This is a genomic window from Natronospirillum sp., assembly GCF_022565775.1.
Lineage (GTDB): Bacteria > Pseudomonadota > Gammaproteobacteria > Pseudomonadales > Natronospirillaceae > Natronospirillum.
On record NZ_JAIUMC010000010.1, the window covers coordinates 42,818 to 59,570 of the forward strand.

The 16,753-nt window shown below is 59.8% G+C and carries 14 protein-coding genes; 10 read left to right on the forward strand and 4 right to left on the reverse strand.

Translation table 11 applies throughout. From position 1 onward, the window contains the following. Nucleotides 1-209: 209 nt before the first annotated feature. From LAT62_RS04140 to LAT62_RS04155, 4 genes are all read left to right on the forward strand, one after another. Nucleotides 210-2,132: a PrkA family serine protein kinase gene (locus tag LAT62_RS04140; protein ID WP_293379431.1), complete on the forward strand. Its 1,923-nt coding sequence runs from the start codon at nt 210-212 to the stop codon at nt 2,130-2,132. Nucleotides 2,133-2,170: 38 nt separating this feature from the next. After that, nucleotides 2,171-3,445 carry a YeaH/YhbH family protein gene (locus tag LAT62_RS04145; protein WP_293379392.1) on the forward strand — a complete coding sequence of 425 codons (1,275 nt, stop codon included), beginning with the start codon at nt 2,171-2,173 and terminating at the stop codon, nt 3,443-3,445. After that, nucleotides 3,442-4,992: a SpoVR family protein gene (locus LAT62_RS04150; protein WP_293379394.1), complete on the forward strand. Its 1,551-nt coding sequence runs from the start codon at nt 3,442-3,444 to the stop codon at nt 4,990-4,992. The genes LAT62_RS04145 and LAT62_RS04150 overlap by 4 nt, the downstream gene beginning before the upstream one ends. 190 nt (nt 4,993-5,182) lie before the next feature. Next, a complete protein-coding gene (locus tag LAT62_RS04155) occupies nt 5,183-5,668 on the forward strand; it encodes an Rrf2 family transcriptional regulator (protein WP_293379396.1) in 486 nt (161 codons plus the stop codon). 150 nt (nt 5,669-5,818) lie between these two features. Here LAT62_RS04155 and LAT62_RS04160 read toward each other — a convergent pair whose 3' ends face one another. Next, a complete protein-coding gene (locus LAT62_RS04160) occupies nt 5,819-6,031 on the reverse strand; it encodes a 4-oxalocrotonate tautomerase family protein (RefSeq protein WP_293379398.1) in 213 nt (70 codons plus the stop codon). Nucleotides 6,032-6,155: 124 nt separating this feature from the next. On the opposite strand from LAT62_RS04160, the gene LAT62_RS04165 reads away from it, so the two are divergent. Both LAT62_RS04165 and LAT62_RS04170 read left to right on the forward strand, forming a co-directional pair. Continuing rightward, entirely contained in the window at nt 6,156-6,614 is a 459-nt protein-coding gene (locus tag LAT62_RS04165) for a hypothetical protein (RefSeq protein ID WP_293379400.1), read from the forward strand. A gap of 7 nt (nt 6,615-6,621) precedes the next feature. After that, nucleotides 6,622-6,837: a DUF3820 family protein gene (locus LAT62_RS04170; protein WP_293379402.1), complete on the forward strand. Its 216-nt coding sequence runs from the start codon at nt 6,622-6,624 to the stop codon at nt 6,835-6,837. Nucleotides 6,838-6,903: 66 nt separating this feature from the next. Here the strand turns inward: LAT62_RS04170 and rnk are convergent, their stop codons facing one another. Both rnk and LAT62_RS04180 read right to left on the reverse strand, forming a co-directional pair. Further along, nucleotides 6,904-7,323: a nucleoside diphosphate kinase regulator gene (rnk, locus tag LAT62_RS04175; protein ID WP_293379404.1), complete on the reverse strand. Its 420-nt coding sequence runs from the start codon at nt 7,321-7,323 to the stop codon at nt 6,904-6,906. A 166-nt stretch (nt 7,324-7,489) separates the two neighbouring features. Further along, complete coding sequence (locus LAT62_RS04180) at nt 7,490-8,323, reverse strand: LysR family transcriptional regulator (RefSeq protein WP_293379406.1); 834 nt, start codon at nt 8,321-8,323, stop codon at nt 7,490-7,492. A gap of 97 nt (nt 8,324-8,420) precedes the next feature. On the opposite strand from LAT62_RS04180, the gene LAT62_RS04185 reads away from it, so the two are divergent. After that, nucleotides 8,421-10,643: an alpha-ketoacid dehydrogenase subunit alpha/beta gene (locus LAT62_RS04185; protein ID WP_293379410.1), complete on the forward strand. Its 2,223-nt coding sequence runs from the start codon at nt 8,421-8,423 to the stop codon at nt 10,641-10,643. Then, nucleotides 10,640-11,659: an ACP S-malonyltransferase gene (locus tag LAT62_RS04190; RefSeq protein WP_293379413.1), complete on the forward strand. Its 1,020-nt coding sequence runs from the start codon at nt 10,640-10,642 to the stop codon at nt 11,657-11,659. Before LAT62_RS04185 ends, LAT62_RS04190 begins: the two co-directional genes overlap by 4 nt. Nucleotides 11,660-11,683: 24 nt before the next feature. Here the strand turns inward: LAT62_RS04190 and LAT62_RS04195 are convergent, their stop codons facing one another. Beyond that, entirely contained in the window at nt 11,684-12,550 is an 867-nt protein-coding gene (locus LAT62_RS04195) for a pirin family protein (protein ID WP_293379416.1), read from the reverse strand. Nucleotides 12,551-12,670: 120 nt separating this feature from the next. Between LAT62_RS04195 and LAT62_RS04200 the strand changes: the two genes are divergently transcribed. Next, on the forward strand, nt 12,671-13,603 hold the full coding sequence (locus LAT62_RS04200) for a LysR family transcriptional regulator (protein ID WP_293379419.1): 933 nt from the start codon (nt 12,671-12,673) through the stop codon (nt 13,601-13,603). Nucleotides 13,604-13,691: 88 nt separating this feature from the next. Continuing rightward, on the forward strand, nt 13,692-16,753 hold a 3,062-nt coding region (gene uvrA / locus LAT62_RS04205), incomplete at its 3' end, for an excinuclease ABC subunit UvrA (RefSeq protein WP_293379422.1).

Here is a 16,753-nt window from a genome sequence, read left to right on the forward strand (position 1 = left end):
GGGTCGTCCTGAAGGCAGCAAGGATGGAGGTACACATCACACTCTGATGACCTCGCCAACAGTCGGTTGCCGATCGTCTTCCGCGAGAGCGGATGCAGCGTCTGAGTCAGGGATTGTTGCGTGCCTCCTTCAGGTTGGTTTGGTACTGCACCCGCAGTCTTGGCCAATCCATGCCCACACTATTTGGTCAGGTCAATTCAGGGGTTCGTATGGATATCTTCAACCATTTCAAAAGCCGTTATGAGGCAAGAAAGTACGAAGAGTATTCTTTGCAGGAGTATCTGGAGTTCTGCAAGGATGATCCTATGGCCTACTCGACGGCGCCCGAGCGCATGCTCAAGGCCATCGGTGAACCGGAGGTAATTGATACCTCCCGGGATGCGCGCCTGAGCCGCATCTTCAGTAACAAGGTGATCAAGCGCTATCCCTCGTTCGATGACTTCTACGGCATGGAAGAGCCTATCGAACAGGTCGTCAGCTACTTCAAGCATGCGGCCCAGGGCCTGGAAGAAAAGAAACAGATTCTCTATCTGCTGGGCCCGGTCGGGGGCGGCAAGTCGTCTCTGGCGGAGCGGCTGAAGTCGCTGATGCAGCAGGTGCCTTTCTACGCCATCAAGGGTTCCCCGGTATTTGAAAGCCCGCTCAACCTCTTTGACCCCCTGGAGGATGCGGAGCTGCTTGAGGAGCGCTACGGCATTCCACCACGCTATGTGCGCGGCATCATGTCGCCATGGGCAATCAAGCGCCTGCACGAGTACGGGGGTGACATCAGCCAGTTCAGGGTAGTCAAACTCTTCCCGTCGATTGTCGATCAGGTGGCCATTGCCAAGACCGAGCCGGGTGACGAGAACAACCAGGATATCTCTTCTCTGGTGGGTAAGGTGGACATCCGCCAACTGGAAGAATTTCCCCAACATGACCCGGATGCCTACAGCTTCTCCGGTGCACTGTGCAAGGCCAACCAGGGCCTGATGGAATTCGTGGAGATGTTCAAGGCACCTTTGAAGGTGCTGCATCCGCTGCTCACGGCAACCCAGGAAGGCAACTACAACGCCACCGAGGGCATGTCAGCCATCCCGTTCAACGGCACCATCATGGCGCACTCCAATGAATCCGAGTGGCAGACTTTCAAGAACAACCGGAACAATGAGGCCTTCCTGGACCGCATCTATATCGTCAAGGTGCCCTATTGCCTGCGGGTAACAGAAGAAGTGCAGATCTATCGCAAATTGCTGGAGCACTCCTCTCTGCGTCAGGCGCCCTGTGCGCCGGACACGTTGCGCATGCTGTCGCAGTTCAGCGTCTTGTCGCGACTGAAGGAACCCGAAAACTCCAGTATCTACAGCAAGATGCGCGTCTATGATGGTGAAAGCCTGAAAGACACCGATCCCAAGGCCAAATCGATCCAGGAGTACAAGGACTCAGCCGGTGTCGACGAAGGCATGACCGGTCTCTCGACCCGCTTTGCCTTCAAGATTCTGTCCAAGGTCTTCAACTTTGATGCTTCCGAAGTGGCCGCCAACCCGGTGCATCTGCTCTATGTGCTGGAAGAGCAGATTGAACAGGCGCAGTTCCCGCAAGAGGTCCATGAGCGGTATATCGGCTATCTGAAGGAGTACCTGGCACCGGACTATGTCGACTTTATCGGCAAGGAGATCCAGACCGCGTACCTGGAGTCCTACTCTGAATACGGTCAGAACATCTTCGACCGCTACGTGACCTATGCCGACTTCTGGATTCAGGATCAGGAATACCGCGACCCGGAGACCGGCGAGATGCTGGATCGACAGGCGCTGAACGAAGAGCTGGAGAAAACCGAGAAGCCGGCGGGCATCAGCAACCCGAAAGATTTCCGCAATGAAATCGTGAACTTTGTCTTGCGGGCTCGGGCCAACAACAACGGTCAGAACCCGAACTGGCAGAGTTACGAAAAGCTGCGGGCCGTGATCGAGAAGAAGATGTTCTCCAACACGGAAGATCTGTTGCCCGTTATTTCCTTCAATCCGAAATCTTCGAAAGAGGATCAAAAGAAGCACAAGGACTTCGTTGACCGCATGGTCGACCGGGGCTATACCGAGAAACAGGTACGGTTGCTGTCTGAATGGTACCTGCGCGTGCGCAAGTACCAGTAGGGCACTGTCACACTGATTGAGGTTATCAAGGGGACGTCATGATCAACAGTTACGTGATTGATCGCAGGCTGAATGGCAAGAACAAAAGTGCCGTCAACCGTCGGCGTTTCCTTGAACGGTATCGCCGGCATGTCAAGGCGGCGGTCAATGATGCCGTCAACAAGCGCTCCATTACCGACATGGAGAAAGGGGAGTCGATCAGTATCCCCAGCAAGGATCTGCATGAGCCCGTCGTCGGCCATGGCCAGGGTGGCAACCGCGAGATGGTGCATCCGGGCAACAAGGAGTTTGTGGAAGGTGACCGCATCCGTAAACCGCAATCCGGGCAGGGGAAAGGCAAGGGCAACCAGGCCAGCAAGGATGGTGAAGGACTGGATGACTTTACCTTCTACATCAGTCAGGACGAGTTCCTCGAGTTCCTGTTTGACGATCTGGCGCTGCCCAACATGGTGCGCAAGGATCTGAAAAAATCACAGGAGTTCGAGCGCCATCGGGCCGGTTACAGCACCGAGGGTGTGCCGGCCAATATCAACGTCGTGCGCTCGCTGAAAAATGCCCACGCGCGCCGCATCGCACTGGGTGGCAAGAAACGCCGCCGGGTGCGCGAGATAGAAGAGCAACTGGCGCGCATGAAGGGCACCAGCGAGACCACCGAGCGCAAACGCAGCAAACTGGAAGCCGAGATGGCCGAGTTGAAGCTGAAGCTGCGCAAGTTGCCGTTCATCGACGATTTCGATCTGCGCTACAACCGGCACGAAAAGCATCCGGTGCCCTCGAGCGCCGCTGTGATGTTCTGCCTGATGGACGTCTCCGGCTCCATGACGCAGAACACCAAAGACATTGCCAAGCGGTTCTTTCTGCTGCTTTATCTGTTTCTGCGGCGCAATTATCAGACCATAGAAGTGGTGTTCATCCGCCACCACACCAGCGCCAAAGAGGTGGACGAAGAAGAGTTCTTCTACAGCCGGGAGACCGGCGGCACCATCGTATCGTCGGCATTGCGCCTGATGCAGGACATCATGAAAGAGCGCTATCCCACCTCCGCCTGGAACGTCTATGCCGCGCAGGCGTCGGATGGCGACAACTGGGGTGACGACTCACCCATCTGCCGCGATCTGCTGATGAACGAGATCATGCCCAAGGTGAATTACTACTCCTACATAGAAATCAGCCCGCGTGATCATCAGGACCTCTGGTATGCCTATGAAGACGTGAAGGCAGCCCATGAAGAAGGGTTTGCAATGGCGCAGATTCTTGACCAGTCCGAAATCTATCCGGTGTTCCGGGAACTGTTCCAGAGGAGAGAAGCATGACCGCAGCTCGCGCGCAGGAACCGATCTCCCGAGGACCCGACTGGTCTTTTGATCTGATTCGGGAGTATGACCGGCAGATCGCCAAGATTGCCGCCGACTTCGGCCTGGATACCTATCCCAACCAGATCGAAGTGATCAGCTCCGAACAGATGATGGATGCCTACAGCTCTGTCGGTATGCCGCTGGGGTATCATCACTGGTCCTACGGCAAGCAGTTCTTGCAGACCCAGCAGGGTTACCGTCGCGGGCAGATGGGGCTGGCCTACGAGATTGTCATCAACTCCGATCCCTGTATAGCCTACCTGATGGAAGAGAACACCATCACCATGCAGGCACTGGTCATTGCCCATGCCTGCTACGGGCACAACTCCTTTTTCAAGAACAACTACCTGTTCCGCTCCTGGACCGACGCCTCGGCCATTATCGATTATCTGGTATTTGCCCGGGAGTATGTCAGCCGGTGTGAGCAGAAATATGGTGTCGAGGCGGTCGAACAGGTGCTCGACAGCTGCCATGCCATCCAGAATTATGGTGTGGATCGCTACAAGCGGCCTTCGCCCATTTCAGCAGCCGAAGAAGCCGACCGGCAGGCAGAGCGGGAAGAATACCTGCAGCAGCAGCTCAACTTGCTGTGGCGGACTATCCCGGTGTCGGAAGAAAAGCAGCAAACCCGTTCCCGGCGCCGATTTCCGCAGGAGCCGCAGGAAAATCTGCTCTACTTCATTGAAAAGCATGCGCCCATCATGCCGACCTGGCAGCGGGAAATCGTGCGTATCGTGCGCAAGATGGCGCAGTACTTCTATCCGCAGCGCCAGACGCAGGTGATGAATGAAGGCTGGGCCACCTTCTGGCACTACACCATCATGAACGAGCTTTATGACCGCGGCCTGGTAACCGACGGCTTCATGATGGAGTTTCTCGATAACCACGCCAAGGTGGTGTTTCAGCCGCCGTTTGATGCCTCCTACTATTCGGGCATCAACCCCTATGCGCTGGGCTTTGCCATGTTCCGCGATCTGCGCCGGATCTGTGAAGAGCCCGATGACGAGGATCGGGAGTGGTTCCCCGACATAGCCGGCAGCGACTGGCTGGAAACCCTGCATTTTGCCATGCAGAACTTCAAGGACGAGAGCTTTATCCAGCAGTACCTGTCACCCAAAGTGATTCGGGATTTTCATTTCTTCGCCATCTTCGACCGGGAAGAGTCTCCGGAATATGAAGTGGCAGCCATTCACGATGCCAAAGGCTATCAGCGCATTCGCCAGATTCTGGGCAATCAGTACAACCTGGCCAGTCGCGAGCCCAACCTGCAGATTGTCGAGGTGGATGTCGAGGGTGATCGTTCCATCACGCTGCATCACATTCGCGACAACAACAAACCCCTGAGCCAGGATACCGACGAGGTCATGAAACACCTGCACCGCCTGTGGGGGTTTGACGTCCACCTCTATTCGTTTGATGCCGAGAAGGCCATCAAGGAATACCACTGCACCGAGGAGGGCCTCACCTTCGGCGAAGAGGATGAGGAGCAGAAAAAATACCTGTAGGGCTTTTAAGGCACCTTTTTCCTGACTGCGGAAAACAGCAAGATATACCCCTAAAGGGGTATTCATCCTGGGCCCAGTCCATATAATGAAATCATTACAGACGATCTATGGACTGACTGGCTTTTCGTGGATCCCCTCTGCGCCGCTAATGCGCGCAGAGGCCCAGTAAGGCCATACCACGGGTGGCCAATTGCAACTGACCCGCTTTACCGATTACGCCCTTAGAACCCTCATTTATCTTGCCCTGCGAGATGGTGAGCGGTCCACAATTGCCGAAATTTCGGAGACCTACGACATCTCCCGCAATCACCTGATGAAAGTCGCGAACCGATTGGTGACCAAAGGGTATGTGTCCGGCATCCGTGGCAAAAACGGCGGGCTATGTCTGGCCCAGCCACCGGAAGATATTGTGCTGGGTCGCCTGATCAGAGACATGGAGCCCGACATGAACCTGACTGAATGCTTCCACGATCAGTGCGAATGCAGAATTCAGCATGCCTGCTCGATGACGGGCGTTCTCAATGAAGCTTTGCGCGCCTTCCTGGCCGTACTGGACGGGTACACCCTGCGCGATATCATGCACAACGAGCAACAACTCGCCCGCCTGCTCGCCATCCGCGCTGTCACCAGCGAGGATGCCATCATAGCCTCTGTACCCGGTGAGCCAGGACCCTAAGCCGCTGTCGAAAACGCCGACTTCGCAACTGTCCCCTTTAGGCAGTGGCCCCTGACTACGCATCTTGACCTGTAGGCTGTGGCCCTTGGCCACGCATTGCATCTCAGGTGGCACTATTCTGAAACCCCGAAAACTACCCGTCCCCTGAAGTCAGCTCTTCTCCCGATCTGCATGAAGCAGTCCGCCCTTACCCCAGTGCTCGTCATCAAAGTCCTGCATGAAGACGGTTACGGCTTCCGAACGGGTGCCATAAGCTTCCTCAAACGCCTCGGTGATGCGCTTGATCAATAGCTGGCGCTGTTCCTTTGTTCGGCCGGGAGACTGTTGAATGGTGACTATGGGCATCCGATTCTCCTTTCTCATGGTCAGTCAAACGTCGTGGGCAATTGTAGCCAATGTTGGAGGTCAATTGGACCGGGGGCGTAACCCGTTGCTTTGCCTTTAGCGGGCGTTTAGCCTGTTGGTAGCTACTTGGGTTGGAGGAACAATGTTCGGCTGGGCTTATTGGGTGGGCACGCTGCTTGTTCTGTTGCTGTGGGGCTGGATACTGGGTTCTGCGGGTGTGGATGCCCGCGAGGCCTGGTTGTGGGCTCTGGTGCCGCTGCTGTTCTGGCTGTTGGTCGACTGGCTCGCTTCTGTGCCCGGCTTCTGGCGCGGGGCGCATGAGCGTCCGGTGGGCGCCGAACGGCTGTTCTGTTACCTGTTCACTGGCTCGGCGATGCTGCCGCTGATTGCCTCGTTGGCGGGGCTGGCCGAGTTGAGTCATTTCATGCCGAGAACATTGGCTGCCTTGCTGGATCTGGGTGGCATCGCGGTACTGGTTGTCTGCCTGTCGATTATGATGACAGGCATTTTTCGCTTGCTCGGCTGGACGGAGGCACTGTTCGGTCGGCCCCCATATACCAGTGGCGGTGGTGCCGGGCCAGCCGGTGGAGGTGGAGGGTGACCACAGCATGAATCAACAGGAACTGCTTGAAGCTATCAACCAGACCATGCCGTTCGGCAAGTACAAGGGCCGCAAGCTGCTGGACCTGCCGGAACCCTATCTGGTGCGGTTTCATCGTCAGGGCTTCCCGGACAGCAAGCTGGGTCGTCAGTTGGCGCTGATGTATGAGGTGAAGTTGAATGGGCTGGAGGGAATGCTGCGTCAGGGCCTGAAAAAGCCCTGACTTGACCTTGGTGCTGAAGTGGGTTTGGTGTCGAGGAGTGGTCAGCTGGCGATACCGGCAGGTTGTTCACCGATGATAATCTCCAGCGCGCTCTGGCTGGTACAGAATCTCCTCGATACGAACGCGAAGCTGCCCGCCGCCGGGCTTCGGCCAGGCGATCTGATCACCCTGTGACAGCCCCAGCAGGGCGCTGCCCACCGGGGCGAGAATGGATATCTTGCTGCCGCTGTTGTCCATGTTCTTTGGATACACCAGTGTCAGGTTGAACACTTCTCCCGTGGACTCCACCCGGAACCGAACCGTGGAGTTCATCGACACTACGGTGTCCGGCACTTCCTGAGGCTCCACGATGGTCGCCCTCGCCAGCTCAGCTTCCAGCTCTGCCCTGCCCGGGAAATCGGCTGCAGACAATCCCTCCAGCAGTTCGTCCAAACGATCGGCGTCCAGTGATGAAATCACAATAGGCGGCTGGGTGTTGTCAGTCATGAGGTTCCCTCTGTCACGAAATTTTAGTCTGCCAGTATAGCGCAGATTTGTCTGCAGCTGTTGCCGGGGTCCCGTGAACCGTTTGCCTGTGAGCTGACGTCGCGGCCGGCAGAACTCGGACACTAGCCCCCGTCCGAAGTACTGGAAGCCGCCCATTGAAGTTGCACTATTGGCAGGCAGTGCAGGCCTGCAGCAAGGGCTCCAGCAGTGCCGATGGTAGATCGGGACTGTAGGCAAGGCCGACTACCACTGTGCGCTGCCAGTCGCTCAACTCCGCCAGCACCATGTCAGTGCATTTTCGATGTTCTGGCCAGTCGGGTACCAGAGCCAGGCCTACATTGGCCTGCACCAGAGCGCGACTGTATTCGATGGTGCGCAGATGGGCGCGCGGCTGCACGGTTAGCTGCTGCTGGTGCAGGGCCTGCAGAAAGTGGGCATTCGCTTCGCAGTGCTCCCGGATTATGAACGACTGGCCGTGCAGGTCAGCCAGGCCAAGCCTTGGTTTCAGGGTCAGTGGATGCCCGGCAGGCAGCGCAAGACGGTAGGCGTCCTGCCAGATGGGCTCGAAGTGTTCATGCGGATGACACATGGATGATGTGATGATGCGGGCATCGCAGGGCTCCTCCGGATTCACCAGCGTCAGCTCGAATCGCTCCTCCATCTGCAGCAGTCGTTGCAGCCAGCCGCTCATACGCTGGGCACCCAGCGAACGCATCAGTCCGAGCGTCAGTGGTTGGCGCTGATCCGGTTGCCGGAAGCTTTGCACAATGGCGGCACTGTCTGCCAGCAATCCGGCGGCCATGGGGTAGAGGCGCTGCCCCGCAGCGGTTGGCCGCACACCTTTGGCGTGGCGATCAAACAGCGCCGTTCCCAGCTCATCTTCCAGTTGCTTGATGGCAGCTGATATGGAAGGTTGAGCCACGTGGCATTGCCGGGCAGCGGCACTCACCGAACCGGCCTTGTAGGTCGCCAGAAAGTAGCGCAGACCTCGAATGTCCATAATTTGTTCCGATACCAGATCAAATTTATAAATATTATACCTATAGTTTTGGAAAGACTAAGCTGTAGCTCATGACAGTCTCGGCAGGAGCGTGTTCATGGTGACCGATACCTCCCCCTTCACAGGCCTGCGGCATTTGTTGCTGGAGGCACCGCTGCCCGATCTGAGTGATACCCGCAACCGATTGGCGGATACGGATTTGGGGGTTCCTGCATTGGCAGAGCTGTTCGAATCCCAGCTGCTGAGCCGGGTGCTCGACCTCCAGGCCCGCGTCCTTCAGCCGCGCGGGGATGCCTATTACACCATCGGCAGTGCCGGCCATGAGGCCAATGCCGCGCTCGGGCTGGCCTTTCGTTCCGGTGACCCGGCCTTTCTTCATTATCGCGATGCGGCGCTGTTCATTCAGCGCAGTAAGGCGGTGCCGGGGCAGACCATCACCTGGGACATGTTGCTCAGCTTCATGGCCTCCACCGATGACCCCATTGCTGGCGGACGGCACAAGGTGCTCGGCTCCCGACCACTCAATGTACCCCCGCAGACGAGCACCATAGCGTCACATCTGCCCAAGGCCGTCGGTGCCGCCTACAGCCTGGGGCTATGGCGCCGACTGGGCGGGCAGGGCGAGTGGGCCAACGACAGTGTGGTGCTGTGCAGTTTCGGGGATGCCTCGCTGAACCATTCCACCGCCCAGGGCGCGCTCAACACAGCAGGCTGGACGGCCTTTCAGGGGGTGCCGCTGCCGCTGGTATTCGTCTGTGCCGACAACGGCATCGGCATTTCCACACCCACACCGCCGGGCTGGGTGGAAGCCTCGGTCAGTCAACGCCCGGGGTTGCATTATATCCATGCCAACGGGCTGGATCTGGTCGATACCTGGCAGGCCGGTTGCACCGCCGCTCGCCATGCGCGGCGACGTCAGAAGCCGGTCTTCCTGCATCTGGATACGGTGCGCCTGTTGGGCCATGCCGGATCCGACACACCGGAGTCATACCTGACGCCGGATCAGATGACCGCCATGGAGGCCAGAGACCCGCTGCGCTACAGCGCCGCCCGTCTGGTGCACGAAGGGGGCTTCAGTCGAGCGGATCTGGCGCAGATGCTGGAGCAGACCCTGCAGCGGGTGGAGGCCGTCTCCGAGCAGGCCCGTTTGCGCCCGCGACTGCAGGATCCGAAGCAGGTCATGGCCTCAATCGTGCCACCGAAAAGGGCCAGCCGGGCCGACCCGGACGCCCACCTGCCGGCCGGCAGTCAGTCGCCGCAACCCATGGCCAAGCTGATCAACCAGGCGCTGCATCGCCTGATGCGTCGCTATCCTCATCTGGTCATGGCAGGAGAAGACATCGGCCGCAAGGGGGGCGTGTATGGGGTCACCCTTCGTCTGCAGCAGACCTTCGGGCGGCACCGGGTGATAGACACCCTGCTGGACGAACAGAGCATCCTGGGCCTCGCCATAGGCCTGGGTCAGAACGACATGCTGCCCATGGCCGAGATCCAGTTTCTGGCCTATCTGCACAACGCGGAAGACCAGCTACGCGGCGAAGCCGCTACACTCAGCTTCTTCTCGAATGGCCAGTACACCAACCCGATGATCGTGCGCATTGCCGGTCTGGGCTACCAGAAGGGTTTTGGCGGACACTTTCACAACGACAATGCCCTGGCCGTGCTGCGGGATATTCCGGGGCTGGTGGTGGCTTGCCCAAGTGATGGTGCCGAGGCAGTGGGCATGCTGCAGGAATGCGTGCGACTGGCCGACGAGGAGCAGCGGGTGGTGGTGTTTCTCGAACCCATTGCACGCTATCACTGCCGGGACCTGCATGAAGACGGTGATCAGGGTTGGTGCCGCACCGATCCGGGGGCGGATTATCGCATTCCGCACCGTCAGTTCCGCTGCGATGAGGCGCCGGAAGACAGCGGCAGCCGGTCGAATAACGCCATCAGACTGGCCATCATTACCTATGGCAACGGCGTCTTTCTGAGCGAACAGGCCCGCCCGATGCTGACCGAGCAGGGGCTGGCACCGCGCCTGATCGACCTGCGCTGGCTGACTGACATTGACCACGATGCGTTGCACGAGGCGGTGCGTGACTGCAGCCATGTGCTGATCGTGGACGAATGCCGACGGCACGGCTCGGTGAGCGAGGAACTGATGGCCGAGCTGACCGAGCGCGGCTTTCCCGGTGATCGACTTGCCCGGTTGACCGCCGATGACAGCTTTATTGCCCTTGGGCGGGCAGCCACCAGTACCCTGCCGAGTCGAGACGCTATCGTTGCCGCCGCCCTGAATCTGACGGCCCAGCATGACCGGGAGACCACCTTATGAGTGCACGGAAAGAGCGCGCCATACTGATCTGCCCCGGGCGCGGCACCTACAATGCCGAACAGTGGGGCTACCTGAACCGTCGGCACCCCGGCCGTTCGGATCTGATTCAGGTGTTCGATGATTACCGCCGCGAGCAAAACCAGCCCACCCTGACCGAACTGGACAGTCACCAGCCGTTCAGCCCGGCGCTGCAGGGTAGGGGGGAGCACGCTTCACCGCTGATCTACGCCTGCAGCTATCTGGACGCGCAGGAGGCTTTGGAAGGCGAGCTTGAAATCGTCGCCGTTACCGGCAATTCCATGGGCTGGTATACCACCCTGGCCGCTGCCGGTGCGCTGGAAGCCGAAGCCGGACTGCATCTGGTCAACCAGATGGGTACGCTGATGCAGCAAGAGCTGATCGGCGGTCAACTGGTCTACCCCTGGTTCGATGAGGACTGGCGCCCTGATCCGGCGGCGCGGCAGGCCTGTCTAGACACCATGGCCGCTCTGCGGGCCGAGCACGGGCACGAACTGTACATTTCCATCGAGCTCGGCGGGCTGCTGGTCTTTGGCGGCGACAAGGCCGGCATCGAGGCGCTGGCCAAGGCGCTGCCCAGGCGCAAGCAGTTTCCCCTGCGGCTGCAGAACCATGCCGCCTTTCATACGCCGCTGCAGCAGCCAGTGCGCGAGCGGGCCCGAGACCTGCTGGCCGATCTGCCGCTGCAGCGGCCGCGCATTCCCATGGTGGATGGCCGCGGACAGATCTGGTCGCCCTGGAGCACAGACCCGGCAAAACTCTGGGACTATACGCTCGGCCATCAGGTGACCGAGCCCTACGACTTCACGCGGGCGGTGACTGTGGCATTGCGAGAGTTTGCGCCGGATCGGGTGATCATCACCGGCCCCGGCACAACACTGGAAAGTGCTGTCGCTCAGTGCCTGATCCTTGCCAACTGGCAGGATATCGACAGCCGTGCCACCTTCGAAGCCCGGCAGAAGTCCCGGCCCCTGCTGGTCTCGCAGGGGCGGGAATAGTAGGCAGTCGATTGCTTTCGTGGTTCAGGCCGGTATGCGGCTGAACTTGCCGGTCTGCAAGTCCTTGATAGCCTGATGGATCTCCGCTTCGGTGTTCATGACGAAGGGTCCGTAGCCGGCAATCGGCTCATCGATGGGCTCTCCACCCAGTACCAGCACGGTGGCGTCGCTGTCTGCAGTCAGTGACAGGCCGTCGCCGGAACGATCCAGCATGGCCAGCTCACCTTCACGGACGGTTTCGGTGCCATTCACCTGCACAGTACCATGCAGCACCACCACAATGCCGGACCAGCCTTCAGGCTGATCGAGCCGGGCTTCATGGCCGGCGTTCAGCCGCACATCCCAGACATTCATCGGGGTGAAAGTGTGGGCAGGGCCCTTGTGACCCGCATAGTCACCGGCGATCACCCTGACTGTACCTGCACCGTCAGGCAGCTCCGGTGTCGGAATATCGGTATTCAGAATGGTCTGATAGCCCGGTGTGGTCATCTTGTCCTTTGCCGGCAGGTTGACCCAGAGCTGCACCATTTCCAGTTCGCCACCCTGGCGAGTGAACGCCTCGGAATGAAACTCCTGGTGCATGATGCCACCACCGGAGGTCATCCACTGCACATCGCCCGGGCCGATCCGGCCACCAGAGCCTGTGGAGTCCAGGTGGTCCACTTCGCCCTTGTAGACAATGGTCACCGTCTCTATGCCCCGGTGCGGGTGTTCACCCACGCCACGCGGGCGCTTAGCCGGTTCGAAATACTTGGGCCCAGCATGGTCCAGCAGCAGAAACGGACTGACATGGTGCCCGTGGCTGTTGTAGGAGAACAGGGAGCGCACCGGAAAGCCGTCGCCAACCCAGTGGCGGGGCGGAGCCTTGTAGACGCCGAGTATCTTTTTCATGACAACCTCCTGAGGGGTGTGTTGGATGATGGTGACTATTCTGAATCAGCAACGCTGGAGTGACTAGAGGGCAATTGGTACACTCATCGTTCCAAATATAGAACGATGCGAGACGCTAGCATGCAGGATCTCAACGATCTCTATTATTTCGCCAAGGTAGTGGAGCACGGCGGGTTTGCCCCGGCCGGCCGAGCTCTGGGTATTGCCAAGTCCCGACTCAGCCGCCGTATCGCGGCGCTGGAAGAGCGTCTGGGCGTGCGGCTGCTGCAGCGCTCGACCCGCCATGTGGCGGTGACTGAAGCCGGGCAGGTGTATTTTCAGCACTGTCGCGCCATGCTGGTGGAAGCAGAAGCCGCTCAGGAAGCCATTGACAGCCGTCGCGCCGAGCCCTGCGGCACGGTGCGTCTCAGTTGCCCGACGGCGCTGCTGGATGTCTGTGTCAGTGAATTTCTCTGCACCTTCATGCAGCGCTATCCCGGTATCAACATTGAGGTTGAATCCACCGATCGACGCGTGGATGTTATCGAGGAGCGCATGGACCTGGCCCTGCGCGTCAGACCACGGCCGCTGGAAGACAGCGATCTGGTGCTGCGCATTCTGTCAGACCGCGCCCAGTGCCTGGTGGCCAGCCCGTCGCTGCTGGCAGACATCGGCAAACCCGGCGTACCAGCGGATCTATCTGCACTGCCCAGCCTGGCTCTGGGGCAGCCTCAGCAGCGCCACCTCTGGCACCTGATCGGCCCCGGGCGTGCAGAGGCCCGCATCGAGCATTCTCCGCGCCTGGTCACGCGCAACATGAACACCCTGCGCCAGGCCGCCGTGGCCGGCATCGGCGTCGTACAACTGCCGACCATGATGATGCGCGCCGAGTTGGACAGTGGTGACTTGCAGGCGGTCCTGCCCGCCTGGGCCCCCAGAAGCGAGGTCATCCACGCCGTCATGCCCTCCCGCCGTGGCCTGCTGCCCGGCGTGCGCGCGCTGCTGGATTATCTGGTGGAGCGGTTTTCTGCGCCTGAGTTCAGTAGCGATGTGCCACTATCAGGATCTGCCTGAAACAAGTCGTGACCATTGGTCCAACTTGCCCAACTGCCGTATATTTAGCGGTCCCTGATTTCATCTGACCGGAAGTAACGGCAACCCTATGACCTTCGACGCCATCCGCATTCGCGGCGCTCGCCAGAACAACCTCGCCAACCTGGATCTGGATATCCCTCTCGGGGAGATGGTGGTGGTCACCGGGGTGAGCGGTTCGGGCAAGTCGTCGCTGGCGTTTGATACGGTCTATGCCGAGGGTCAGCGTCGCTATGTCGAGACCTTCTCGGCCTATGCGCGGCAGTTTCTGGACCGCATGGACAAGCCGGCGGTGGACAGCATTGACGGCATTCCTCCCGCCATTGCCATCGAGCAGAGCAACACGGTGCGCACCTCACGCTCCACCGTAGGCACCATGACGGAACTGAACGATTATCTTAAGCTGCTGTTTGCCCGGCTGGCGCAGCTGTATTGCCAGGGCTGCGGGCGCGAGGTGGTGTGCGACTCGGCGCAGTCGGTGATCGCCAGCCTGTATGCCGACTGGCCCGAAGAACAGCGCCTGATGGTGTGCATGCCGGTCTATGTACCGGGAAAACTCAGTGACGACGAAGTACTGAAGCTGCTCAACCAGCAGGGCTATGCGCGCATGCACAAGCGCGACGGCCGGCGGGTGGAAGTGGTGCAGGATCGACTGCGTCTCAATGACGACAACCGGGGCCGGCTGACCGAAGCTGTGGAGGCCGCACTGCATTATGGCAAAGGGCATGTGCTGGTCTATCCGATGGATGACGAGCGCAACACCGGCAACCCGGCGCGCTTTTCCAGCCATCACCATTGTGCGCACTGTGACATCGACTATCCGGACCCCAGCCCGAGCCAGTTTTCCTTCAATTCACCGATCGGCGCCTGTGAAAGCTGCCGGGGCTTTGGCCGCATCATCGGGGTCGATTACGGTCTGGTGATTCCGGATGTCAGCAAGAGCCTGCAGGACGGCGCCATCAAGCCGATTCAGACACCGTCCTACGAAGAAGTACAGCGTGATCTGATCCGCTATGCCCGCAAGAGCGGCGTGCCGGTCGATGTGCCCTGGTCAGAGCTGACCGAGGCGCAGCAAGAGTGGGTGATTCAGGGCGAAGGCGACTGGGACCAGGGTGTCTGGTATGGCATTGAGGAGTTTTTCTCCTGGCTGGAGAGCAAGGCCTACAAGATGCACATTCGGGTGCTGCTGTCCAAGTATCGCTCCTATACCCCTTGTCAGGCCTGTGGCGGTGCGCGGCTCAAGCCGACAGCGCTCTGGTGGCGGGTAGGCAATCACTCGGTTGCCGAGACCGCTCTGGCCGGGCGCCCGCGCTTTGTACCGCAGGGCAACACCCTTGACCAGACCCAGTTCGACCGGTTAAACGGCCTCAATATCGCGGACATTATGCGGCTGCCACTGGGCCGCTGTGCCGACTTCTTTCAGGCGCTCGGCGAGACGGATGCCGATGAACCGACGCAACTGCTGCTGGAAGAAATCCGCGCCCGGCTCGGCTATCTGTGTGAAGTCGGCTTGGACTATCTGACGCTGGATCGCCAGTCACGCACACTGAGCGGCGGCGAGGTGCAGCGCATCAACCTGACCACGGCGCTGGGCACTTCACTGGTGAACACCCTGTTTGTGCTGGACGAACCCAGCACAGGCCTTCATCCGCGCGATATCAATCGCCTGGTCAAGGTTCTGCACCGCTTGCGTGATGCCGGCAACTCGCTGCTGGTGGTGGAGCATGACCCGCAGGTTATCCTTGCCGCCGATCGCATTCTGGACATCGGGCCCGGCCCGGGTCGGCACGGTGGCCATATCGAATTCTTCGGCACCCCGGCGGATCTGTTTCAGAAGCATGACAATCTGACCGCCCGCTACCTGACCGGCACCAGCCAGGTCAGCGCACCCAAGGCGCCCGGCGATAACGAAGATACGCCTCAGGGGGCACTCAATATAGTAGGGGCCAGCGAACACAACCTGAAAAACATCGACGTCCACCTGCCGCTCGGGCAACTGGTGTGCCTGACCGGTGTCAGTGGGTCGGGCAAGTCCACACTGATGCGGCAGATTCTGTATCCGGCCATTCTGCGTCATCTGGGCGAGCAGACCGAAGCGCCGGGCGCCCATGAGCGCATCGATGGGCTGGAACAGATCGACCGCGCGGTCATGGTCGACCAGAGCCCCATCGGTAAAACCACCCGTTCGACCCCGGCCACCTATGTCGGTGCCTATGACGCCATCCGCAAGCTGTTTGTCGCGGCACCGTTGGCAAAAGAGCGCGGCTACACGCCCGGCACCTTCAGTTTCAACTCCGGCAACGGGCGCTGCCCTACCTGTCAGGGCAACGGCTTCGAACATGTGGAAATGCAGTTCCTGAGCGATGTCTACCTGCGTTGCCCGGATTGTGACGGTACCCGCTTCCGCGACGAGATCCTGCAGATCCGCCTGCCGGAAGGCGACGGCGGCCAGCTGGTGGTCTCCATTGCCGATGTACTGGCGATGACCGTGAGCGACGCGCTCGACTTCTTCCGCGATCAGCCCGCCGTGCAGCGCAGCCTGCAGCCACTGGCCGACGTGGGGCTGGATTATGTGCAGCTCGGACAGGCCGTGCCCACGCTCAGTGGCGGCGAGGCACAGCGTCTGAAGCTGGCCGGCCATCTGGCGCAGACCGCCAGCAAGTCGAAAAGCAAAGAACACATCCTGTTCCTGTTTGATGAACCCACCACCGGCCTGCACTTCGCCGACATCGCCACCCTGATGGGCGCCTTCCGGCAGTTGCAGGCGGCCGGGCATTCACTGCTGGTGATCGAACACAATCTCGACGTGATCCGCGCTGCCGACTGGGTGATCGACATCGGCCCTGAAGGCGGCGATGCGGGCGGTGAACTGCTGGGGGCAGGCACCCCGTCTCAGTTGATGGCCAGCGAGAGCGGTTATACCGCCCAGGCACTGCGCGATTATGAAGCCGCGCTGGCAGGCGGGTACCAGCCGCAGGCTGCGGCAGAAGTCAGTGCCGCGTATCGTCCTGCGCAGGTCATCAGTGTGCATCACGCCCGCGAGCACAACCTGAAAAACATCGACGTCGAGATTCCGCGCAACCAGCTCACCGTCATTTCCGGGGTCAGCGGCAGCGGCAAGAGCACCCTGGC